Source organism: Acinetobacter sp. WCHAc060006, from assembly GCF_004209135.1.
GTDB lineage: Bacteria > Pseudomonadota > Gammaproteobacteria > Pseudomonadales > Moraxellaceae > Acinetobacter > Acinetobacter cumulans.
The window spans coordinates 138,561-162,059 of record NZ_SGSS01000003.1 but is presented as its reverse complement, the minus strand read 5'-3'; the positions used below and the strand labels follow the sequence as shown (position 1 = coordinate 162,059).

Genomic DNA, 23,499 nt, shown 5'->3' with positions numbered 1-23,499 from the left:
AGTTTGCTGAGTACCTAATAACTCACAAAAACTAGGTTGGGGGATACGAATGAAAAAGATGTTGCTTGCGCTCAGTCTATCTGGCGCACTCTTAGGCGGTTCTGTTGCGTGGGCTGAAGAAGCTGCAACAGCGCCGACACCTACAGAAGAAATTTCAGTTGTAGAAACTGAGGCTACTTCAGCGGCACCAGTCGCTGAAACCGTTGCACCGGTGGAAGTTCCACCAGCACCAGCAAAAGAAGAAGTAAAACTGGACACAGGTGATACGGCTTGGATTTTAGTGTCTACTGCACTTGTTTTATTAATGACTATTCCAGGTTTAGCATTATTCTACGGTGGTATGGTTCGTAAAAAGAACGTACTCAGCACTATGGCACATAGCTTTGTAGCAGCTGGCATCGTAAGCTTAACATGGGTTGTTATTGGTTATTCGCTCGCATTTAGCTCAGGAAATGCCTTCATTGGTGGTTTAGATAAAATGATGCTTTCAGGCATTACCACTGATGCACTCACAGGCACAATCCCTGAAATTCTATTTGTTATTTTCCAAATGACGTTTGCCATCATTACCGTTGCAATTATTAGCGGTTCGATTGCAGAACGTATGAAGTTTGGTGCATTCGTTGCGTTCATTACGCTTTGGAGTGTAATCGTTTATGCCCCAATTACACACTGGGTGTGGGGTGGTGGCTGGTTAGGTAACGATGGTGCGCTTGACTTTGCTGGTGGTACGGTCGTTCATATTAACTCGGGTGTTGCAGGCTTAGTGGCTGCATACATGCTCGGTAAACGTATGGGGCTAGGTCGTGAATCTATGGCACCACACAACTTAACTTTAACTGTGATTGGTGCAAGCTTAGTTTGGGTGGGTTGGTTTGGTTTTAACGGTGGTTCTGCATTAGGTGCAAATGGTTCAGCTGGTTATGCACTCGTAGTGACACAAGTGGCAGCAGCAGCAGCAGCTATTGCATGGCTCATCACTGAAAAAGTGGTTCGTGGTAAATCATCGGTACTTGGTGGTGCATCTGGTGCGGTTGCAGGTCTAGTGGTGATTACACCAGCTGCAGGTTTTGTCACTGTAGGCGGTGCCTTAGCAATGGGCTTGATTGGTGGTGTAGTATGCTTCTGGGGTATTACCGCATTAAAACGCGTATTAAAAGCCGACGATTCACTTGATGCATTTGGTTTGCACGGTGTAGGCGGTATTGTGGGTGCGATTTTGACAGCATTCTTTGCCAGCTCTTTCATCATGGGCGATAAAGCACCAACAGACGTGATGCATCAATTATGGGTACAAGTAGAAGGTGTACTTGCAACCGTCGCTTACTCTGCAGTATTAACATTCATTATTCTTAAAGTGATTGATCTTGTGATTGGTATCCGCGTTGAAGCTGATGACGAACGCATGGGTCTAGACTTAAGCCAACATGGCGAACGTGTAGAATAATAATTCGACATTATACTGATGATCTAATATCAATATATTGTGTAAAACAGCCCGAAAGGGCTGTTTTTTTTCTATATGTTGCGTAATGCTCTACAAAGCTCAGAATTTTTGCTACACTCTGAGGCCATTCAAAATTGTTCAATTAACCCGCTATGCATTGTCCATTTTGCAACGCTGCAGACAGTAAAGTGATTGATTCGCGCTTGGCTGCTGAAGGCTGTCAAATTCGCCGACGCCGTGAATGTATTTGTTGTGGCGAGCGTTTTACGACTTTTGAAAGTTATGAAGTGGTTATGCCACGTGTTATTAAGTCAGATGGTAAAAATGAGCCTTTTGATGAGGCCAAATTAAGACGCTCATTGCTACATGCTTTACAAAAACGTCCCGTGACTCAAGAACAAATTGAAACAGTATTGAGTGACATTCAACTGCAAATTCGTCGTTTAGGCGAGCGAGATGTGAAATCACGAACCATTGGTGAAATTGTCATGCAGTCTTTATTTGCCTTAGATCATGTGGCTTATGTACGATTTGCATCGGTTTATCAAGATTTCCAAGATGTGGAAGCATTTCGTCGTCAAATCGAACAGATGCAACACCGCGATCAGTAAGTGAAAGATATAGGAATACGCACAACATGTCAGAGCTGAGCCCAGACCAAATATGGATGCAACGTGCGATTGCATTGGCACAGCTTGGGCAATACTCGACACGCCCAAATCCCAATGTTGGTTGTGTATTGGTAAAAGACGGCCAGCAGGTGGGTGCAGGTTTTCATCCTAAAGCGGGGCAACCGCATGCAGAAGTGTTTGCCATGCGTGAAGCTGGCGCTTTAGCCCAAGGTGCGACGGCTTATGTGACTCTAGAACCTTGCGCGCATTTTGGACGTACGCCTCCATGTGCCAAAGGTTTGGTTGAAGCAGGTGTTGCAAAAGTAGTTGTGGCTTGTCCAGACCCGAATCCATTGGTTGCGGGTAAAGGCGTTCAAATTTTAAAAGATGCGGGTATTGAGGTTGAAGTTGGGGTATGTGAAGCAGAAGCCCACCAGCTTAACTTGGGCTTTTTGAAAGCCATGGCGACAGGTCAGCCTTATGTACGTTTGAAAGTTGCATCGAGTTTGGATGGTCGTACTGCGATGGCTTCGGGTGAGTCAAAGTGGATTACAGGCCCAGAAGCACGCTTAGATGTACAACATTGGCGGGCAATTTCGGGTGTGGTCATTACAGGAATTGAAACGGTATTGGCGGATGATTGCCAGTTAAATGTACGCCAATTATCAGCAGATATAGATCTCAACACAGTTGTACAACCCAAGCGTTTAGTCTTAGACCGTCAAGGTCGCTTAGCTTTAACGGCTAAACTATGTGAACAGCCTGAAACTTTAATGGTCATGGGGCCATATCGTCAGGAACTTGCAGATTTAGGTGTAGAACAAATCGAGGTTCAACCTTTAACGGATTTAATCTCGCTTCTTGCGCAGCAGTATCAAATTTATGACGTGTTGGTAGAAGCAGGTGCAACATTATCGACTGCCTTTTTACAAGAAAAACTGGTAGATGAAATTATTAGTTATGTTGCGCCGACCTTTTTAGGGTCGTCAGCACGTGCCATGTTTAATGCTGAATTTAGTGTGATGGCAGAACAACTTCGCTTTAAGCTCAAACATGTTGCCCAATTCGGTCAAGATGTTCGCTTGAGCCTTATTCCAGAGTCAGTATGAGTACAGAGTCTACGTCTACGGTTTATCATAAACGTCGCCATGCAGCACGTACCACAGATGAATATCTTTTTCATCAATTGGTGCCGTACTTAGGGAACAAACGTCGTTTACTGCATTTGATTTTAGAAGCCCTTGAGCAAACAGGCACATTGAATCGTGAAGATGGTCGAGCACCTATTTTTGCCGATTTTTTTGCAGGCTCAGGTGTAGTTTCACGCTTAGCACGACAAAATGGTTATCGTGTGATTGCCAATGACTGGGAACCATATAGTCATGCATTAAATAGCGCAGTATTATCTTGCGTTGAAGCACCTACATTTAAAGAATTGGGTGGCTATCAAAAAGCTATTGATTATCTTAATCGCCTACCTGAAGTGAAGGGTTGGGTGACGCATAATTTGTGCCCGCGTAATGATGAGATTTACGATCCTAGCCGTGACCGTTTGTTCTTTAAACGCCGTAATGGTATGCGTATTGATGCTATTCGCCAGCAAATTGCCACTTGGCAAACTCAAGGTGCAATTAATGACGTCGAAATGTCGGCACTGTTGGCGCCTTTATTATATTCGGCAAGTTTTGTATCAAATACTTCAGGGGTGTTTAAAAGCTTCCACCATGGTTGGGGCGGTAAAACACAGACTGCATTAGAGCGTATTGAATCTTTATTGTGGTTAACGCCAAGTCGTTTTTGTGAATTGGGTGATCCGAAAAAGCCTGCCGCTGAGATGTGGTGTGTTGATGCACAACATTTGGCAAATCAAATGAGTGGCTTTGAAGTGGATGTGGCTTATTTAGATCCACCTTATAACCAACATGCGTATAGTTCTAACTATCATGTACTTAATGCGCTGACTTTGTGGGATCAGGTAGATTTACCTACACCAGATACCAAAGGCTTTAAAAGTGGTATTGACCGTGCATGGCGTAAAGAGCGTCCGAGTCCCTATAACTCGTCTAAGCATGCCCAAGAAGCTTATGAAAAATTAGTCGAAACAATTAATGCACGTTATATTTTGACTAGCTATTCAACGGATGGAAATATTAGTGCGACAGACTTGTTGCAAGCCAATTTAAAACGTGGCCGTGTGACCTTATTAACACAAGATGTACCACGTTATCGTGTGAGTAAACAGCGTCAGTCTGAGCGTGCACGTGTACTGGAATTTATTGTGATTACAGATACGCATGCAAAGTCAGGCCCACCAATACGCCAATTACTTGGGCAGTTGCATCATTTTGCAGAGCTTGGCGGGGTAGATACAACCGATGTCAGCACACAATTGGCATTGTGGTAAAACAAATACAATTTAGAGAAGCGTATGTTTACAGGCATTATTGAAAGTTTAGGTCAGGTCGAAAGTATCCAAAATGTTGGGGGCGATGTACGTTTACGCATTCAAACTGAATTGGATATGTCGGATGTGCATTTAGGCGATTCAATCGCAACCAATGGGATCTGCTTAACCGTCATTGATTGGGGCTCAAATTGGTATGCAGCCGACGTTTCACGTGAAAGTTTGAATCGAACAACTTTGGGCGCATGGCAAGTAGGCCAGCCTGTGAATGTTGAAAAAGCAATGCTTCCGACCACGCGTTTTGGCGGGCATATTGTCTCTGGTCATGTTGATGTCGTCGGTGAAATTACCTTAGTACGCTCAGATGCACGCTCATTGTATTTTGAAGTGACTGCACCTGCTGAAGTGGCAAAATATTTAGCAGAAAAAGGTTCAATTACAGTCGATGGTATTAGCCTGACCATCAATCATCTCAATGGCAATGTATTGAGTTTAAATTTAATTCCACATACTGCTGAGCGTACCAATATTGGTACATGGAAAGCAGGCACGCGTGTGAATTTAGAAGTTGATGTGTTGGCACGTTATATTGAGCGCTTATTGCTGGGAGATAAAGCAGCAGAAGCCAAGGCAGAATCTAAAATTAGTCTCGATTTTTTGGCTGAAAATGGTTTCCTAAGATAAAAAAATAAAGCGGTAAAAACGAACAGTTTGATTGAAAAATTGGACTGTTTTTTTTATTTTAGGTCATAATGCGCTCGTGATGAACGTGATTGCAGAAATTGGATTGGGTTGATGATTGATTTTTTACTGAATTTAGAACAATGGTTGCCCATGCTGTTAGAGCAATACGGTTTGTGGATTTATGCCATTTTATTTTTGGTGATTTTTGCAGAAACTGGTTCAGTATTTATGTTTTTCTTGCCAGGAGACAGTTTGTTGCTGGCGATTGGTGCGCTGTGCTCAACAACAGAACTAATACATTTACATTATATGATCCTACTTTTGTTTATTGCATCGGTATTGGGATATAGCGTGAATTACTACACGGGAAGTGTATTGGGACTCAAATACTTCAATCAGCATAATCGTTACTTTAAGCCAGAATATTTAGCAAAAACCAATCGTTATTTTATGAAGCATGGTGGCAAAACCATTTTAGTCGCACGTTTTGTTCCGTTTGTACGTTCATTTGCACCTTTTGCAGCAGGTTCGGCGCACATGAATTTTGCCATGTTTAGCTTTTATAATGTGGTAGGTGGTCTGATTTGGATTGGGTTGCTATTGGGAATTGGTTATGGCTTAGGTCATACAGTCTCGGCGGTGGCGGAGCTGATTCCCTAACGGATTGGTGACGGATCAAAAAATTGAAAGCCTGCAATGTTGCAGGCTTTTTACTGTATTAATGTTTGATGACTTGCAGTGATGCAGTGGCATCAGATGTCATGTGGTCAATATTTTGAATTGAAAATAACCCTTTTTCAGCTTCACGTGTTAAAAAAATACGAATGGAGTGAAAGTCGGAGTGGCTCAGCCATAGTGAGCGTGCCGAAATTTCCCAAGTTTCCCCAGTCGGCAATGCCGAAATTTTTTGAGTAATGTCGCTTAAGATGTCCATTTTAGACTCCTGATGAAAGGATGTGGCCAGGCTTAAGGCTGGCCTATGAACATCTTGTTGCAATCATGTGTCAGTTTGATGACAAATAATCTATCCCAAAGAATTTTTTAAGTTGATTTTAAGATTCAATTTTTTTATCTGAAAAATTTGAATTTTTTAAAATATATTCAATTTCTTCTTGGGCTGCAGCTTTGAGTTCTGCACGAAATGCATTGACTGACTTTTCAATCAGGCTGTCTGCCTCAAGCTCTAAACGAACACGAACACTTTCTAATTCTGACAACATGGCATGGTCAGGTATAGATAAGTTTTGGGCAAAATTGAAGGCAATACCTTCAGGGTTTTTATGATAGCGTGCCGTATAAGTCTGAATTTCACGGTCAATATTTTGACGAATCAGCGCGAGGGTTTGGCTCTGCTCAGCATATTGGCGAATTTCATCTTGTTTCAGTCGTTCAACATAAGCCAATTGTTCAGCACGTTTTTTATCCAGTTTTCTTTCAAGTGCGAGCTGTTTACGCAAACGTGCTTCTTCAATTAATTCCGCTTTGCGCTTGGCATAAGCTTCTTCAATAATCTCAAAGGACATTTGCTGTTGCTTTTGGTCGGTGATCAGCCATTCCTGAATTTGACTTTCTGGCTTCAGCACATCACAGATGCGGCTGAGGTCATCAATAAAGGTCTGACGTACAGCATCAGGCACGTTTAACCAGCGCTGTTTAAAATCGGGACCAACATTTAATGCCATTGCAGCATCTCCTTGTATGAGTAATTAAAAGTCGTGTTAAAGCTTATAGGTTTGTGGTGCTATGCCTAAACGACGGTATTGTTTAAACTTTTCACGGCCAATTATTTTGGCGTCGTCATTATTTTCTATAATTTCAATAATGTGACTAAAATGTGAACATTGTTCAAGCGCTTGATTGTTAAAATTAAATACAATCCAGTCATCTTGCTCTGGCAAATGCTCTGAAATGCACACGGGTGCATGGGGTTGGTCTATGCCATGCGGGATGAAGCTGGCTTCGTCAAAAGTCCACAAGCGTTCATCCAACTGTTGTCTTAAGCCTTGGTCACTGCAGTAAAACCAAATACGTGCAGATTGACGAAGGATTTTACGACTTAAACGGCAGGCACTTTCGACCTGCCGTTCGGGACTCTTTTCAAACAAATAAAAGCTAATTTTAGCCATTCGTTACAACGCGATTTGCGAGGAATTGAACCAATAACGGCACAGGGCGACCTGTCGCACCTTTATTTGCACCTGAGTTCCATGCACTGCCTGCGATGTCTAAATGCGCCCAGCGGTAGTCACGTGTAAAACGTTGCAAGAAACATGCTGCAGTCACTGCACCTGCTTTAGGGCCACCAATGTTGGCAATATCAGCAAAAGGTGAGTCGAGTTGTTCTTGGTAGTCTTCAATGACTGGCATGCGCCATACACGGTCAAATGCGGTTTGACCTGCAGCCACTAAGTCGGCAGCCAATTGATCATCTGAACTGAACATACCTGTAAGTACTGAGCCAAGTGCAACCACACATGCACCCGTTAATGTTGCAATATCAATCACAAGGGCAGGGTTAAAGCGTTTGACATAGGTCAGTGTATCGCACAGCACTAAACGGCCTTCGGCATCGGTATTTAAAATTTCAACCGTTTGGCCACTCATTGTAGTCACAATGTCACCTGGGCGTGTAGCGTGGCCAGATGGCATATTTTCCGCAGCTGCAATCGCACCGACAACATGTAATGGCAGTTTCGCTTCACAGAGCGCACGAAGTGTACCCAGTACAGAGGCTGCGCCACACATATCGTATTTCATTTCATCCATGCCAGCGCCTGGTTTAAGTGAAATGCCGCCTGTATCAAAGGTAATACCTTTACCCACTAAAACGACAGGTGCTTCACTACGCTGTGCTTGATATTCAAGTGTGATAATACGACCTGGACGATCTGAACCTTTGCTTACCGCAAGGAATGCACCCATGCCAAGGTCAGCAATTTGTTGCTCATCAAGTACCGTAACTTTGAGTAGCTCTGGAAATTCAGCAGCAAGCGCCAAGGCTTGATCGGCTAAATATTCTGGGAAGCAGATGTTACCAGGGCGGTTGCCAAGGTTACGTGCAAGGCTTTGACCTGATTGGATGGCATGTACCAATTGTAACTGTGTGTCTGTCAGTGGGCTTGATGCTGTGATGAGATTCACTTGCTCCAATGCAAACTCATTTTTTTTCGATTTGTATTCATCAAATGCATAGCCTGCTTGCGTTAGGCTTAATGCAAATAAATAGTGTAGCTCTTGTGGTAAGGCTGAAATATCAACACTGATCTGTTTGAATTTTTTTTGTGAAGTTTTGATAATCGTTTGAGCTAATTTCGCGAGTTTCGCAGGATTGAGTTCAGTCGATTTTGCAAGCCCCACTAAGCTACACATGCGACTTTCAGCGACAACACCATTGAGCGCTAAACTTTCATTGAAGCTTGCTTTAAATTGTGCTGCTTCTATAATATTATCTAAGTCATTGATTTTGTATAAAGTTGAAGCATTTTGAAGCTGCTCAGAATCTACTAATATCAACAAAAATTGGCTAGACGCATTCTCTTGGAATGACGTATTAATAGTGAGTTTCATATGCGGAATTCATGCCTTTTAAAATTTGCAAACCATTAAACCATTGAAACATTTTCATGAATAGAGTTTCAATGTGCAACATGGGTATAGGTTTTATATTTTCAACATTCGGGTAAAATAGCGCTAGTCTTTATTACCCAATTTTCTGGAAGAATTAATTTGATTATTCGGCGTTATTTGGTCAAGCAAGTTGTGTCGACGTCCTTGGTAGTGATTGCTTTACTGACCTTAATCATGATGGGCGGCCGGCTAATCAAGTATTTTGGCGTCGCAGCGCAAGGCCGTTTGGATGCGGGAATTTTATTTAGCATTATTGGTTATCGCTTACCTGAATTTCTCACCTTAATTCTTCCACTGGGCTTTTTTATTGCGCTCATGCTGGTTTTTGGGCGTATGTATGTCGACCATGAAATGGCCGTCATGAATAGTAGCGGTGTCAGTCGCAACCAATTGGCGCGAATTTTAGTGCCAATGACAGCGGTTTTTCTGGTAGCACAAATGTTTTTAATGATGTGGGCCTCACCTTGGGGATTACGTCAGTTCGAAGCATTGACCACCACACAAGCAGTACGTGCAGGTTTTGACTTGGTCCGTCCTAAAGAGTTTATTCCTTCGGGGCCATATACTATTTATGCAGGTGACTTATCTGAAGACCGCAAAAATTTAAAAGACATTTTCTTTTATCAGCGCTCAGCTAAACCAGATAAACCTGACGTGATTATTTTGGCCAAAGAAGCAACTCGTGTGGATGTTGAAGATAATGATGGCGCCAATGTCGTGGATTTGGTCGAAGGGCGTCGTTATGAAATTTACCCTGGGCGACCACGTTATTCGCAAGTGGAGTTTCAAACTTATCGTTTACGCTTAGAAAATAACAAAGAAGCGCAATTTGAAAGTACTGAAGTTGAAGCATTGCCGATGTCACAACTGTGGCATAGCCGTGATGATGCTGTAGTTGCGAGTGAGTTAGGTTGGCGTATATTCGTGCCATTTTCAATTGTGGTGGCATTGATGTTAGCAACCGCTTTATCTGAAGTGAGCCCACGCCAAGGACGCTACTTAAAACTTTTCCCCGCTTTACTAATTTTTGCCAGCTTAATTGTTGCACTTATGGCGATTAAAACGCGAATATCGAAAGGGGAGATGGGCATCTTCGCTTATCCATTGGTGCTGTTGGTGTACGCCGTGGCAGCCGCACTCTTTTCGCGTAAACAAAAATTGGCACCTAAAATTAAGAAACAGATTCAGCGAGTGAGGTCGTAAAATGTTAGCACGCCGTATTGTTGCCAAACATGTGACTAAAACGACTGCACTTGCCATGTTAGGTGCAACCGCCGTTTTGTCGAGTTTGCAGGTTTTATTTACTTATTTAGGCGAATTAGGATCACTGCAACCGAATTATGGGGCTTGGGATGCCTTTATTTATGTGTTGTGGGGTGCGCCGTATTATTTGAATGAAATCCTCCCGATTTCTGCTCTGATTGGTGCAGTACTGGGTTTAGGTACGCTGGCATCCAATAGTGAACTGATTGTCATGCGCTCAGTTGGGGTGAGTCTTTGGCGAATTGTGGGATGGGTGATTCGTTCTGCTTTAATTTTGGTGGTGCTGTCATTTGCATTAAGTGAATGGATTATTCCTTATACCAATGAGCAAGCCAAAGGGGTGAAAAGCCACCGCTCTGTTGCAGAATTAGGCGAGGTCAATGGTTATTGGACTCGTGAAGGCCAACGCTTTATTTATGTGGATTATGCTAACTCAAAAGGTGAGCTTAAAAATATTCAAGTCATTGATTTTGATAATGCATATCGCTTGCGTGGCACGATTGAAGCCGAGCAAGGCCAGTTTGTGTCAAATGGCACATGGAAACTCAACACTGTGCAACAAATGGATGTGTTAAAAGATGGCGATGCCACTTTAGCAAAAAACGCTGAACACCCTTTGTCTTTGGCTTTACAGCCGAAATATGTGCACATGGTGACCCTTGATCCAGAAGATCTTTCACCGAGCCAATTGATTAGTTTTATGAGCTATATGCATGAATATAGTCAAGTTCCAAAAACTTATCAGCTCGCATTTTGGCAAAAAGTCGGTTCTCCATTTGCATTAATTGCTTTGGTAGTGATTGCCTGCTCATTTATTTTTGGTCCCTTACGTCAGCAGTCAATGGGCTTTCGTTTGGTAATTGCCTTATTTACAGGCCTAGGGTTCTTCTATTTACAGGATTTCTTAGGTTATGCCAGCTTGGTGTATTCACCATCTCCAGCATGGTTCGTATTTGTTCCTATTGTATTGATCTTTATGGGTGGTGGTTATTTGCTCCACCGTGCACGTTAGATCAGGAAAAATCGGGTAAATCTATGTTCATGAACAGCATTAACCATGCCTTGAACATAGAGTCTTGACCGAAAATTCGGTAAGATAGCATGATTAATTTATAGACGAAAAAGAGTGTTCAATTATGACGGATGCAAGTGCTCGCAAAATCCCTCACGTTTTAGTCATTATGGATGGTGTGGGTCATCGTGAAGCGATTGAGGACAATGCTTTTTTAGCAGCTCAACGTCAAAATTTAACCGCGATGGAAGCAAAGCATCCGCATGGTTTAATCTCTGGCTCTGGTGAAGACGTTGGCTTACCAGACGGCCAAATGGGTAACTCTGAAGTGGGTCACATGAACTTGGGTGCTGGCCGTGTGCTGTACCAAGACTTTACCCGTATTACCAAAGACATTCGTACTGGCGCCTTCTTTGAAAATGAAGTACTGGTGGATGCTGTAGAAAAAGCCAAAGCAGCCAATGGTGCAGTCCATCTGATGGGCTTGTTGTCTGAAGGTGGTGTACACTCGCATGAAGACCATATTGTGGCGATGGCTGAGCTTGCGTTAAAACGTGGTGCGAAAGTCTATTTACATGCTTTCTTAGATGGCCGTGATACACCGCCAATCAGCGCACAGCCATCTTTAGAAAAATTAGATGCATTGTTTGCTCAATATCCAGGTCAAGGTCGTATTGCGACTTTAATCGGTCGTTATTTTGCAATGGACCGTGACAACCGTTGGGATCGCGTTGAACAAGCTTACCGTTTGTTGACAGAAGGTGAAGCTGTACGTACAGCCCCTACTGCGGTTGCAGGCCTAGAGTTAGCTTATGCAGCTGATGAAAAAGACGAATTTGTGAAAGCAACGCGTATTGGTGATGCAGCTCCAGTTCAAGATGGTGATAGCGTTGTCTTCATGAACTTCCGTGCTGACCGTGCACGTGAAATTACCAAAGCCTTTGTAGAAAAAGACTTTGCAGGCTTTGAGCGTAAAGTTGTACCTGCATTGTCTAAGTATGTGATGTTGACACGTTACCAAGCGACGATTGATGCACCTGTTGCATACATGCCAGAAGCGTTGGTGAATTCATTGGGCGAATACTTGTCGAACTTGGGTAAAACCCAGCTACGTATTGCGGAAACTGAAAAATATGCCCATGTGACTTTCTTCTTTAGTGGCGGTCGTGAAGATGAATATCCAGGTGAAAAACGTATTTTGATTCCATCTCCAAGCGTTGCTACGTATGACTTAAAACCAGAAATGAGTGCATACGAAGTTACAGATGAGTTGGTGGCTGCAATCAATTCAGGCGAATATGACTTGTTGGTGGTGAACTATGCCAATGGTGACATGGTTGGTCATACGGGTGTATTTGATGCTGCAGTAAAAGCTGTTGAAGCTGTAGATACTTGCTTAGGTCGTGTGTACGACGCAGTCATGGCGAATCAAGGTCACATGATTGTGACAGCCGATCACGGTAATGTTGAACAAATGCAGGATTATCAAAGCGGTCAGGTACATACACAGCATACAACTGAATTAGTACCATTCATCTATGCAGGCCCAACGTCAGCAACGATTGTGGAAGGTGGTGTTTTGGCCGATGTTGCGCCTACATTACTTCACTTGATGAAGCTTCCAGTTCCTGCTGAAATGCAAGGTCGCAATCTAATTCATTTAGATGCATAAATATTGATGAAAGGGTAGATGTATGGCGCAAGCACGTTGGATTTCTGGGGTAATTTTTGGCTCACTTCTAATGTGCTTTAGTCATACCACATGGGCTGTTGGCAAAAAGTCAGCAGCCCTTGATTTTGATGGCGATTATGAACAAAGTAATATGGAAGTTCCGGTGGAATCCATACAACAATTTGTTCAAATTTATGGCATTGTTAAAGACAATTATCTCAAAGAAAAATCAGACGATGATCTGTTTCAGCAAGCGATCCAAGGCTTGGTCAGTGGTCTAGACCGCTATTCACGTTATCTTTCTCCTGAAGACTATAAACAGCTTTTACAATATACCGAAGGCGATTTGGCAGCAGTCGATTTTGACTTGCACTATGACACGATCGCGCAGCACTGGGTCATTCATAATCTCAAAAAAGATGCTGACTCTGCAAAACAGGGTTTAAGTAATGGTATGGCTGTGTACAAAATGGATGATCAAGAGCTGAAAAAGCTAAGTCATGCACAAGTTAAACAGTTATTAGATGGGGCGATTGGTTCAACATTAAGCTTACAACTGACCACACACAGTAAGCCAATTTATATTGTGCGTAATACCAAAATTGAAACCGATATTGAATCCCGTTTACTCAATAATCAGGTTTTGGTGTTAACGGTAAAAGTATTCCAGCAAGACACGGCCAATGAGATCAAACGCATTATTGAAAGCCATAGTGGGTCGAAGGTCAAAGCAATCTTATTTGACTTAAGAAATAACCCAGGGGGCTTATTGTCGGCAGCGGTAGAAACGGCAGATTTATTTCTCAACCAAGGCGTGATTGTTTCGACGCGAAGTCGCTCCGAAGGGGATCAGCAGTTTCAAGCTTTACCGAGCTTTGAATTTCAAAATATGAAAGTGGGCATTTTAATTAATGGTCGATCTGCCTCGGCAGCGGAAGTTTTTACGGCAGCGTTAAAAGAGCATGGGCGAGCATGGGTCGTGGGTGAAAAAAGCTACGGTAAAGGTGTAGTGCAGAAGCTTTTTCCATTATCCAACGGTGCGGCTTTACAAATGACCGTATCGCAGTATTACACGCCCAATGGTCGAATGATTGAAGACATTGGGGTGCAACCTGATTTTAGCTACCCACAGCATGAGATGAGTGAGCAGCAATATCTTGAGCATGTGACAGAGCAACTGCTCAATAAAAAATAATACTTATTCTTCGTCGGTATCGAGCCCAAATTTCTTTAAACGATAGCGCAAAGAGCGAAATGACATCCCCAGCTTTTTAGCAGCTAAGGTTCGATTCCAGTGTGTCAGATTGAGCGCATTCAGTAGAATTTCTTTTTCGATATTTTCTAGATAAGGCTCTAGTCCTTCTTCAGGCAGTTTCTTTAATGGCATACTGGTAACAGAGGCCATAGCAACAGCCTGAGAGGCATCTGTGTGATCCAGCACAGGTGCACTACGGCGTAGTGGGGCACTTTGCAAATGAGGTAAATCGATATTATCTGTATCGCTGAGCGTGATGGCACGTTCAATGATATTGCGTAGCTCTCGCACGTTGCCTGGATAATATTGATTGAGTAGAAAATCTTGCGCGCGCTCTGTGAGGGCCTTGGCTTTAATATCCCATTCTGAGCAAATTTTTTGAATAAAATGCTGCGCCAATAACAAGATGTCATTGCCACGTTCACGAAGCGGTGGCAATTCTAAGTCCATCACATGAATACGGAAGAATAAATCCTGACGGAAGCGACCCTGTTGCACCAGTCCATCTAGATCTTGATGACTTGCACTGATAATGCGGAAATCGACATCAATTTCATGGTCTGCACCGACGGGACGAATCCGCTTTTCTTGCACAGCGCGGAGCAATTTTACTTGCATGCTTAGGGGTAATTCCGCAATTTCATCGAGGAATAAACTACCGCCATGTGCTGATTGAATCAGACCTTGCTTATCTTGGGTTGCACCTGTGAAGCTGCCTTTTTTATGGCCAAAAAGCTCACTTTCCATTAAGTCGCTCGGAATCGCACCGCAGTTAATGGCAATAAAGGGGCCTTCATTTCGATTACTTAGGCGGTGCACCAAATTTGCGACAACTTCTTTACCCGTACCTGATTCACCAGTAATAAAAACAGGTGCTTGTGAGCGAGCAATTTTTTTCAAAGTGATACGAAGCTGTTGAATTGGCAAGGATTGTCCAATCAACATTTTGTATTCTAGTGTGTCTTCTTGTGGTGCTGTAGAAGGAATTGGTTTATTGAGTGCTTTTTGTAGTAGTTGCTCTAAGTGCTTTGGATTAATGGGTTTGCTGACAAAATCGAAAGCGCCTGCTTTGAGCGCTGCAATGGCAATTTCCATGTTGCCATACGCCGTTAAAACGGCTACAGGCAGGCTTGGGCAGTGCTCATTCATCCATTGTAACAGTTGTAAGCCATTACCATCAGGAAGGTTGAGGTCAGTTAAACAGGCATCGTATTGGTGTTCTGTTAAGCATTGGCGAGCTTCACTGAGTCGGTGTGCAATGTGTGTACGAATCCCCATGCGTGATAAAGACATTTGCATGAGTGTACATAAGTCTTCTTCATCATCGACCAACAGTACCAATGGTTGCTGTTCTGCCATATTTCCCCCCAAATAAAATCGATTAAACGGTCACGGCTAAGCAAGAAACTCTAAAACAGGCCCCTTGTTCTTTTTGTTCTACGTAGGTGAGCTGTGCTTGGTTTGCTTCGCAAAAACTGTGCGCTAGGTACAATCCTAAACCAGTTCCTGTGATTTCGGTACTGAAAAATGGTTGAAATAATGCAGATCGATCATGTTCTGCAACACCAAGGCCGAAATCACGCACATCAATATGTATATATTTTTGATATGTATAAATATTTAATTCGATATGCGGTGTGCTGGGGTCATTATGTCGGATGGCATTGCGCACCAAATTAATCAGGACTTGGCGCAATTGACCTTCATCAAAGTGAATCGCCACAGGCTCTCGCATATTCAGTTGAATTTTATCTTGAATATCCGAAAGATCATCTTGAATGAGCTGAGGCATAAAGTGTTTTAATGGAATCAGTATTGGGCGCGTTTCTTTATTTTTCACCATATTGAGCGTGTCTTGCACAATACGGTCAATACGCACCGATTGTTTAGCAATCATGCTATGTAATAGTTTTTGTTGTGATGGATCACTATCTAAAAATAGATCATTGGCTTGAACGATGGCCGCCAATGGATTACGGATTTCATGTGCAATACTGGCAGAAAGCTGACCAAGGGCTGCTAATTTTAGCTGTTGTACATGCTGATTAATTTTTTGTGCATCCTGCAAGACCAGTAAGGTTAAGGTCTGGTGCGGCACATTCAGTTTTTGTACCCGAACATGAATATGAAAGCGACTTTGTTGGGATTGAAATTGGAATGTATCGCCATCGGGCAGTTCTTCAAATTTCATCAGCTCAAATAAGTCGGGTTGGGTTTTATACAGTGGATGTGTTTCATAGCGATACATCGGCGCAATGCCCAATAAATGACAGGCTTCAGGGTTGCTGAGTACCACATGGCAGTTTTGGTCGAGCACCAAATAGCCCGTTTGAATTTGCTCTAAAATATAACGGTTAATATTTTGCAGTTGGTTTAATTCTAGGGACTGTGAAAAGTTCAAATTTTCCATGATCTGGAAGCGACGAATCGCAATTTGTCCACTTCCATAGACCACAAAAAATAAGAAGGCCAATAGAGCACTATTACCAATATTTTTCAGTGAGGTCAGCTCGAAAATGGAGCCAATAAATACTTGGTAAACGACACTAATGACGGCAATCAGTGTAATGAGTAGAGCTTTTTGTGCATTGAGTAAAAGCGAAGCTGCAAAAATACAAATTACGAACAGCAAGCTGATATGTAAATTTGGACCATCAAGTGCCAAGGTTAATAAGCTAAGCGCTGTAACATCGACAACAAAGAGGCTTACCAGTTGCTTTGGAATATAAGCACGCACGCCACGCATTAAAAAAAACTGTAGGCTACTGATTAATGCATAAGCGCTAAGGACGTATAAGTAAAAGCGCGGATACTGATATTCGACACTTAACTGCCGATAAGTCAGCATAAAAATCAGCAATAAGCCCGTACTGATAATGAAGCGATATGCGCTATACCACAGCCCGAGATGATACTGATTTAATTCCGCATGATAAGAAGGCTGGGGCATAAAGGATGCACTGGTATTTTTTAAGGTTTAATAAGGCCGTAGCGAATGGCTAGGTGAGTTAATTTGACGTCACTGTCTAAATTTAATTTTTCAAAAATACGGTAACGGTAAGTGTTGACGGTTTTTACACTCACAAAAAGCTTATCTGCAATCTCTTGTGCGCTAATACAATTGACCACCATCATCGCCACTTGCATTTCACGTTCTGAAAGTGCATCAAAAGGAGATTGTTGAGTGTCAGATAAATACGAGCTGGCCAATTGCTCTGCAATGTCGGCACTAAAGTATTTACCGCCTTGCATGACTTTGTTAATGGCACGCACCATTTCTGTAACAGGCGCACCTTTGGTGATATAGCCCTTCGCACCTGCTTTTAGGAGTAGGGAAGGATAAGGCTCTTCAGCAAGACCACTTACGGCTAACACTTTGGTATCAGGCGCTGTTTGTAAGAGACGTCGTGTGGTTTCTACACCCCCAATACCTGGCATATTCACATCGAGAAGTACGACATTGGGGTGATGCTGACGCACCAGAGAAATCGCTTCTTCACCAGATTCGGCTTGCCCAATCACTTGTACATCCACATGGTCTTCTAACATTCGACAAATACCTGTACGAACCAACTCATGATCGTCCACCACCAAAACTGTGATCACTGACATTCTCCCTCTGTTTTATACATGTCTTTTTTGTTACATAAAGCAAAATAAGCTTGCAATGAAACGACAAAATTAGCAATCCTATTCTTATCTACGATGAAAATATTTGATACACAATGTCGTGGGTAAAAATTGTTCTGCTATGTGCCTAAATGTAAGGCATATTTATGGTAATAGGCAAATTTTTAGCTAAATTACTAAGATAGAGTTGAGTAAGTAAAAGTGAAGAATTTAAATAAATCATTCGCACACGTGTTGGGCTTTTCATTTTTATTTGGCATAAGCACCGTAAGCTTTGCTGAAATTATTATGAATCCAAACACGAGTCAATCGAATTTGAGCTGGTCATCTGATGATGTCAGCCAACTTTTAAATCAAGATGTTTCATCTGCTACAGATGAGCCATCACCACAGGGTTCGACCAAAATCACCACCAGTGTGCGTAGTTCGAATGGCGTAACGACACAAAATGCACCGTCACAAACGGTACGTATTGTGGATACCAATAATTATGCCAACCAACCGAGCATTAATGCACGTGCGGCGATTGTGATGGATGGTCAAACAGGCGAAGTGCTGTACAGTAAAAACAGTAATGTTGCGCGTTCTATTGCATCGATTACCAAGTTGATGACTGCTGTGGTTATTTCAGATGCCCGCTTAAACATGTCTGAAAATATTACCTTACAGCAAGGTGATTTTTCATGTTCTGGCTGTAAGAGCTCAAGTTCGACTTTACGTGCCGGCGATAGCATGAATCGTGCAGAAGCATTGTTACTGGCGCTAATGAAGTCAGAGAACCCAGCAGCATCGGCTTTGGCACGTACTTATCCGGGTGGTCGTAGTGCATTTTATAGCGCGATGAATGCCAAAGCGCGCTCATTGGGCATGACCAGCACGCATTATGTAGAGTCTACAGGTCTACATCCGGGCAATGTTGCTTCAGCGCGTGATTTGGCGATTTTGGTGAATACAGCATCGCAATATGGTTTAATCCGTCAGTTTTCTACCACACCAAGTTATGACTTTAACTTGGGCTACCGTGTATTAAAATCCAATAATACCAATGCCTTGGTGCGTAATGGTGGTTGGAATATTAATATTTCTAAAACAGGCTATATCAATGAAGCAGGGCGCTGTGTTGTGATGCATACAACATTAAATAATCGTCCAGCTGTTGTTGTGTTACTGGGAGCCGATACCTCTCAAGCACGTACAGATGATGCAACGCGCTTAATGACTTGGGTAACTCAGTTACCAAAACGAATTTAAGGCTTAACTTCTTACTCAACTTGAGCTTTTTATTTTTAGGCTAAATTTAGCCCATAAAAAAACCCTGCTAGTGCAGGGTTTTCTTTATTCAATCAAATATGTGATTACATATTTGACAAAATTGAATCACGAACTTGATCCATTGTTGCATCGATTGACAACATTACGGCATCAGAGCATTGTTTGATTGCAGTATCAGGGTCTTTCAAACCATTACCTGTTACGGTACATACAATCACAGAACCTTCAGGGATTTTACCTGCTTTAAGGTCGCGGATTGCACCACCAATTGATGCTGCAGATGCAGGCTCAACAAATACGCCTTCATACATCGAAAGCATACGCTGTGCATCTAAAATTTCAGCATCAGTCAGTTCATCAAACCAACCTTGAGAATCGCGTACAACTGCTTTTGCATGGTTCCAGCTTTGTGGGTTACCAATACGAATTGCTGTTGCAATTGTTTCTGGATTTGCTACAGGTGCGCCACGTAGGAATGGTGCGGCGCCAGATGCTTGATAGCCTACCATCACTGGTAAACCTTCTGGTTTAGGGCCAGTGAAGGCGTCAGTTGCCGCATCGTAAATCACTTGTTCAAACTCACCTACAGGTTGGTTTGCAACAGCTTCTGTATAACCCATCCAGTGTGCAGTGATGTTACCCGCGTTACCTACAGGTAAGCAGTGGTAGTCTGGTGCACGACCGAGTTCATCAACGATTTCGTAAGCAATGGTTTTTTGACCTTGCAAACGGTATGGGTTGATTGAGTTTACGATGGTTACAGGTGCTTGGTCTGCAACTTCTTTCACTAGGCGCATGCCATCGTCAAAGTTACCGCGGATTTGCATGGTGATAGCACCATACATCATTGCTTGCGCCATTTTACCCATGGCAATTTTGCCTTCTGGGATTAAAACGAATGCTTTGATGCCAGCGCGAGCAGCATAAGCGGCTGCAGCTGCTGAGGTATTACCTGTAGATGCACAGATAATTGCTTTTGAGCCTTCTTCAACAGCTTTTGTTACCGCCATGGTCATACCACGGTCTTTAAATGAACCAGTCGGGTTTAAGCCTTCGTACTTCACATAAATTTCAACATTTTTGCCAATTAAACGCGGAATATTTGCAAGTTTAATCAGTGGGGTATTACCTTCACCTAAAGAAATCGCTTTAGTAGTGGCAGACACTGGTAAACGGTCGCGATAGCGGTCAACTAAACCAGTATAACGATTGGCATTCGACATGATGATGTTCCAATTGTGTATAGAGCTTGGTAAGGGGAGAATTTCCCCTTAACCCGATTAATTATCAAGCGATTCTAAACGAATTCGTACAATTTCGCCATGAATGACAGGCAATGCTTGAATTTGTTGAAGGGCTTCATCCATTTTAGATTCTTTCACTGGATCGGTCAGAATCACGATAGGAATAAGGTCTTTTAAGCGCGATTGTTGCATGATGGCATCAATGCTAATGCCTGCACGGCTTAAAATAGTGGTCACTTCAGCTAAAACACCAGTTTGGTCTTCAGCATTAATACGGATGTAGTAACCTGTTGTCATTTCTTCGCGTGGCAGAATAGGTAAATCGCTTAAGCTTTCAAAAGCTAATTGCGGAATAGTCCCTGCACCATCTTCGGTATAAGAGATGTCACGTACGATATCGACAACGTCAGCAACAACTGCAGAAGCTGTAGGGCCTGCACCAGCGCCAGCGCCATAGTAAAGTGTTGGACCAACGGCATTGGCTTGTACTAATACAGCATTTTTCACGCCATTTACATTGGCAATCAGCTGTTCTTCTGGAATCAGCGTCGGGTGTACACGTAATTCGATACCGTTTGCTGCACGGCGTGCAATACCCAAGTGTTTAATGCGGAAACCTAAATCTTCAGCATATTTCACATCTTGTGCAGTCACTTTGCTAATGCCTTCAGTGAAGACTTTGTCAAATTGCAATGGAATACCAAAAGCGATAGATGCAAGAAGTGTCAGCTTATGTGCAGCATCAATGCCTTCAACGTCAAAAGTTGGATCTGCTTCTGCATAACCAAGCTCTTGCGCTTCTTTGAGTACATCGGCAAAGGCACGGCCTTTTTCGCGCATTTCAGTCAAAATGAAGTTGCCTGTACCATTGATAATGCCAGCTAACCAATCAATTTTGTTGGCAGCCAAGCCTTCACGCATGACTTTAATAATTGGAATACCGCCAGCGACTGCAGCTTCATAGGCAATTTGTACATGATGATCATCAGCCAGTTTGAACAGCTCATTACCGTGCTCTGCGAGCAGGGCTTTGTTGGCTGTCACAATTTGCTTACCGTGTAAAATAGCTTCTTTGATCACTTCATACGCAGGGTGAATACCCCCCATAACCTCAATGACAACATCGACATCAGGTTGGCGAACGATCTCTAAAAGATCTGCGCTTTGTTGAACTGATGCAGGTAAATCAAGGTCAGGACGCGGGCGACGCGTTCCCACATGGGTAATTTCAATTTCACGACCGGTGCGACGTTTAATCTCAGCAGCATTTTCTTTTAGTAGTTTAAGGGCACCACCACCCACAGTACCAAGACCGAGGATTGCCAGACGAACTGGTTTCACGTCACACTCCATTTATTTCAGCAAATTTTTTAAGTGAACCTAGATCATAGCTAAAAAAAGCCTATGACTCTAGGAGATTCACAAATTTATATCTATCTATAAAAAACAGTAATTTAATCAATAAATTTTATTTATTTAAGCGTCCAATTAATTCGCTAGGCTCCATGTAGCCACCCAAATAAACACCGTCGGTATTATAAATTGCAGGAGTGCCATTTACGCCAATATTCAGACCCAATTTGTACATGTCGCGGACTGGGTTTTTGCATGATGCAGGAGGGAGTTGAACCCCTGAAATCGCTTGATTGAAGGCTTCTTGACGGTTTGCACTACACCAAACACTTTCCATTGCCGGCAAAAATTGGTCACCACGTGGCCATGCAATATAGCGAACTTCGATGCCTTTGCTGGTAATCTCATCTAAATGTTCATGCAGTTTATGGCAATACGGACAGCTTGCATCGGTAAAGACGTAGATCACATGCTGTGTTTTACCTTTTGCTTTGTAAACAATGAGATCTTCAGTTTTGAGTTTTGCTAATTCTTTTTTGGTCACTTCAGACTGCAAACTTTCGCTGACATTATGCAAAGTTTTGTCACCTAAGCGGATGACATCACCTTGAATAATGTATTTGCCGTCGGCTGTGGCATACACAGAAGACATGCCTTCAAAGCTTACCCAGAATAAATTTGGGACTTCGGTGGCTTTTACACTGCTAATTTTGGCAGTAATGTTGGCTTTTTTCAGGCCTTCTTGCAGGGTCTGAATGAGACGTTGCTGTTGATTGCGTTCTGAAAGGGTAGAGGCTTCGCCCGTTGCTGGCGCACTTGCGGTTAAAGGCGCTTGTTTTTCTTCATCATTATTTGATTTGCTGCAAGCACTTAAAGCAAGGCCTGTAGCAAGTGTACATGCGATCACAATTTTTGAACGGGTAAATAGCATAAAAAACCCTTTTCTTTTCGCTTTTTAAAAAACAGGTGAGCTAGCATAGCAAAAAAATCGGGTGTGAAAAAAACTTCTTGGTCTGATATGCCATACCGTTAAGCGCGTGGATGAAACTGAGCATGGAGCTGTTGCATACGGACTTGCGCCACATGGGTGTAAATTTGTGTGGTTGATAAATCACTATGACCTAATAACATTTGTACCACACGTAGGTCTGCACCATGATTCAGTAAATGTGTTGCAAAGGCATGGCGTAATGTATGTGGTGAAAGTTCTGCTTGTATGCCTGCTTGTAAGGCGTAACGTTTAATGGCGTACCAAAAATTTTGTCGACTCATAATCCCGCCCAGTTGCGTTAAAAACACATAGTCAGTCGCAGTTTTATAGAGTTGTGGTCGTGATTCATTGAGATATTTTTCGACCCATTCACAGGCAGCCTGACCCATGGGCACCAAGCGTTCTTTATTGCCTTTACCGACAATGCGAATATAGCCTTGCTTCAGATTCATCAACTCTAATCTTAAATTTAAGAGTTCCGTCACACGTAGGCCACAGGCATAGAGCACTTCTAACATGGCACGATCACGTAAACCTAAAGCGGTTTGAATATCGGGTGCCAAAATAAGTGCTTCGACATTGGCTTCAGACAAATCCTTGGGCAGAGCTCGACCGAGTTTTGGGGTTTTATGTGTGCTGACAGGGTTGTCACTGCGCAGTTTTTGCTCCCGCAGAAATTTAAAAAACGAACGCATGGCAGATAAGCAACGAGCAATTGAGCGAGGGCTTTTACCCTGTTGCGTTAGATGTAATAAAACATCAGAAATATCGTCTGCAGACCACGTCGGCATTGGGTGAGTAAGGCATTCACTACATTGGATTAAATCCGATAAATAGGCATTTCGCGTGTGCGGGCTAACGGTCTGTGCGATTAAATCGTCTCGATAACCTTTTAAAAAACTATAGTGTTCCGGAATGCTAACAGGAGTTGGAATACGAGGTTTTTTATTTAGCATGACGCACTCAGAATTAATGAATATAACCGATGGTGATGATTGATTTTATCAAATGTATTGTAACAATTCTTAGTAATC

Annotated in this window: 22 protein-coding genes; 11 read left to right on the top strand and 11 right to left on the bottom strand. The window is 42.7% G+C overall.

The window, feature by feature from the left end:
• Window positions 1–49: 49 nt before the first annotated feature.
• From EXE29_RS03415 to EXE29_RS03390, 6 genes are all read left to right on the top strand, one after another.
• Window positions 50–1,447 (top strand): ammonium transporter, encoded by a 1,398-nt coding sequence (locus EXE29_RS03415; protein WP_106983851.1) that lies wholly within the window; start codon window positions 50–52, stop codon window positions 1,445–1,447.
• A 152-nt stretch (window positions 1,448–1,599) separates the two neighbouring features.
• Window positions 1,600–2,058 carry a transcriptional regulator NrdR gene (nrdR, locus tag EXE29_RS03410; RefSeq protein ID WP_106983852.1) on the top strand — a complete coding sequence of 153 codons (459 nt, stop codon included), beginning with the start codon at window positions 1,600–1,602 and terminating at the stop codon, window positions 2,056–2,058.
• Window positions 2,059–2,084: 26 nt separating this feature from the next.
• Complete coding sequence (gene ribD / locus EXE29_RS03405; RefSeq protein ID WP_106983853.1) at window positions 2,085–3,167, top strand: bifunctional diaminohydroxyphosphoribosylaminopyrimidine deaminase/5-amino-6-(5-phosphoribosylamino)uracil reductase RibD; 1,083 nt, start codon at window positions 2,085–2,087, stop codon at window positions 3,165–3,167.
• Window positions 3,164–4,462, top strand: coding sequence for a DNA adenine methylase (locus EXE29_RS03400; protein WP_106983854.1), 1,299 nt, complete (start codon window positions 3,164–3,166; stop codon window positions 4,460–4,462). The genes ribD and EXE29_RS03400 overlap by 4 nt, the downstream gene beginning before the upstream one ends.
• 24 nt (window positions 4,463–4,486) lie before the next feature.
• Window positions 4,487–5,146, top strand: coding sequence for a riboflavin synthase (locus EXE29_RS03395; RefSeq protein WP_120363868.1), 660 nt, complete (start codon window positions 4,487–4,489; stop codon window positions 5,144–5,146).
• Between the two features lie 111 nt (window positions 5,147–5,257).
• Entirely contained in the window at window positions 5,258–5,806 is a 549-nt protein-coding gene (locus EXE29_RS03390) for a VTT domain-containing protein (RefSeq protein ID WP_106983856.1), read from the top strand.
• Between the two features lie 58 nt (window positions 5,807–5,864).
• Here the strand turns inward: EXE29_RS03390 and EXE29_RS03385 are convergent, their stop codons facing one another.
• The 4 genes from EXE29_RS03385 to EXE29_RS03370 form a co-directional block, all read right to left on the bottom strand.
• Window positions 5,865–6,080 carry a hypothetical protein gene (locus EXE29_RS03385; RefSeq protein WP_106983857.1) on the bottom strand — a complete coding sequence of 72 codons (216 nt, stop codon included), beginning with the start codon at window positions 6,078–6,080 and terminating at the stop codon, window positions 5,865–5,867.
• A 118-nt stretch (window positions 6,081–6,198) separates the two neighbouring features.
• Window positions 6,199–6,828, bottom strand: coding sequence for a cell division protein BlhA (gene blhA / locus EXE29_RS03380; protein WP_106983858.1), 630 nt, complete (start codon window positions 6,826–6,828; stop codon window positions 6,199–6,201).
• Between the two features lie 36 nt (window positions 6,829–6,864).
• Window positions 6,865–7,272: a DNA polymerase III subunit chi gene (locus EXE29_RS03375; RefSeq protein ID WP_106983859.1), complete on the bottom strand. Its 408-nt coding sequence runs from the start codon at window positions 7,270–7,272 to the stop codon at window positions 6,865–6,867.
• Window positions 7,265–8,713 carry a leucyl aminopeptidase gene (locus EXE29_RS03370; RefSeq protein ID WP_106983860.1) on the bottom strand — a complete coding sequence of 483 codons (1,449 nt, stop codon included), beginning with the start codon at window positions 8,711–8,713 and terminating at the stop codon, window positions 7,265–7,267. The genes EXE29_RS03375 and EXE29_RS03370 overlap by 8 nt, the downstream gene beginning before the upstream one ends.
• A gap of 159 nt (window positions 8,714–8,872) precedes the next feature.
• On the opposite strand from EXE29_RS03370, the gene lptF reads away from it, so the two are divergent.
• From lptF to EXE29_RS03350, 4 genes are all read left to right on the top strand, one after another.
• Entirely contained in the window at window positions 8,873–9,976 is a 1,104-nt protein-coding gene (lptF, locus tag EXE29_RS03365; protein WP_106983861.1) for an LPS export ABC transporter permease LptF, read from the top strand.
• A 1-nt stretch (window position 9,977) separates the two neighbouring features.
• Window positions 9,978–11,048, top strand: a complete 1,071-nt coding sequence (gene lptG, locus EXE29_RS03360) for an LPS export ABC transporter permease LptG (protein ID WP_106983862.1) — start codon at window positions 9,978–9,980, stop codon at window positions 11,046–11,048.
• A 124-nt stretch (window positions 11,049–11,172) separates the two neighbouring features.
• Window positions 11,173–12,720, top strand: a complete 1,548-nt coding sequence (gene gpmI, locus EXE29_RS03355; RefSeq protein WP_120363869.1) for a 2,3-bisphosphoglycerate-independent phosphoglycerate mutase — start codon at window positions 11,173–11,175, stop codon at window positions 12,718–12,720.
• 22 nt (window positions 12,721–12,742) lie between these two features.
• On the top strand, window positions 12,743–13,915 hold the full coding sequence (locus tag EXE29_RS03350) for a S41 family peptidase (protein WP_120363870.1): 1,173 nt from the start codon (window positions 12,743–12,745) through the stop codon (window positions 13,913–13,915).
• Window positions 13,916–13,918: 3 nt separating this feature from the next.
• On the opposite strand, the gene EXE29_RS03345 is transcribed toward EXE29_RS03350, so the two are convergent.
• Genes EXE29_RS03345 through gacA form a run of 3 tightly spaced genes read right to left on the bottom strand, consistent with a single transcriptional unit; the run spans window position 13,919 to window position 17,581 of the window.
• A complete protein-coding gene (locus EXE29_RS03345) occupies window positions 13,919–15,334 on the bottom strand; it encodes a sigma-54-dependent transcriptional regulator (protein WP_120363871.1) in 1,416 nt (471 codons plus the stop codon).
• Window positions 15,335–15,356: 22 nt separating this feature from the next.
• Window positions 15,357–16,925 carry a sensor histidine kinase gene (locus EXE29_RS03340; protein ID WP_120363872.1) on the bottom strand — a complete coding sequence of 523 codons (1,569 nt, stop codon included), beginning with the start codon at window positions 16,923–16,925 and terminating at the stop codon, window positions 15,357–15,359.
• Between the two features lie 20 nt (window positions 16,926–16,945).
• A complete protein-coding gene (gacA, locus tag EXE29_RS03335) occupies window positions 16,946–17,581 on the bottom strand; it encodes a response regulator transcription factor GacA (RefSeq protein WP_106984092.1) in 636 nt (211 codons plus the stop codon).
• A gap of 225 nt (window positions 17,582–17,806) precedes the next feature.
• Between gacA and EXE29_RS03330 the strand changes: the two genes are divergently transcribed.
• Complete coding sequence (locus tag EXE29_RS03330) at window positions 17,807–18,856, top strand: serine hydrolase family protein (protein WP_130125643.1); 1,050 nt, start codon at window positions 17,807–17,809, stop codon at window positions 18,854–18,856.
• Window positions 18,857–18,960: 104 nt separating this feature from the next.
• On the opposite strand, the gene thrC is transcribed toward EXE29_RS03330, so the two are convergent.
• The 4 genes from thrC to xerD form a co-directional block, all read right to left on the bottom strand.
• Window positions 18,961–20,100 (bottom strand): threonine synthase, encoded by a 1,140-nt coding sequence (thrC, locus tag EXE29_RS03325; RefSeq protein WP_106983867.1) that lies wholly within the window; start codon window positions 20,098–20,100, stop codon window positions 18,961–18,963.
• A gap of 57 nt (window positions 20,101–20,157) precedes the next feature.
• Complete coding sequence (locus tag EXE29_RS03320) at window positions 20,158–21,462, bottom strand: homoserine dehydrogenase (RefSeq protein WP_106984094.1); 1,305 nt, start codon at window positions 21,460–21,462, stop codon at window positions 20,158–20,160.
• Between the two features lie 127 nt (window positions 21,463–21,589).
• Window positions 21,590–22,405 carry a DsbC family protein gene (locus EXE29_RS03315; protein WP_120363873.1) on the bottom strand — a complete coding sequence of 272 codons (816 nt, stop codon included), beginning with the start codon at window positions 22,403–22,405 and terminating at the stop codon, window positions 21,590–21,592.
• Window positions 22,406–22,503: 98 nt separating this feature from the next.
• On the bottom strand, window positions 22,504–23,421 hold the full coding sequence (xerD, locus tag EXE29_RS03310) for a site-specific tyrosine recombinase XerD (RefSeq protein ID WP_120363874.1): 918 nt from the start codon (window positions 23,419–23,421) through the stop codon (window positions 22,504–22,506).
• Window positions 23,422–23,499 lie beyond the last annotated feature (78 nt).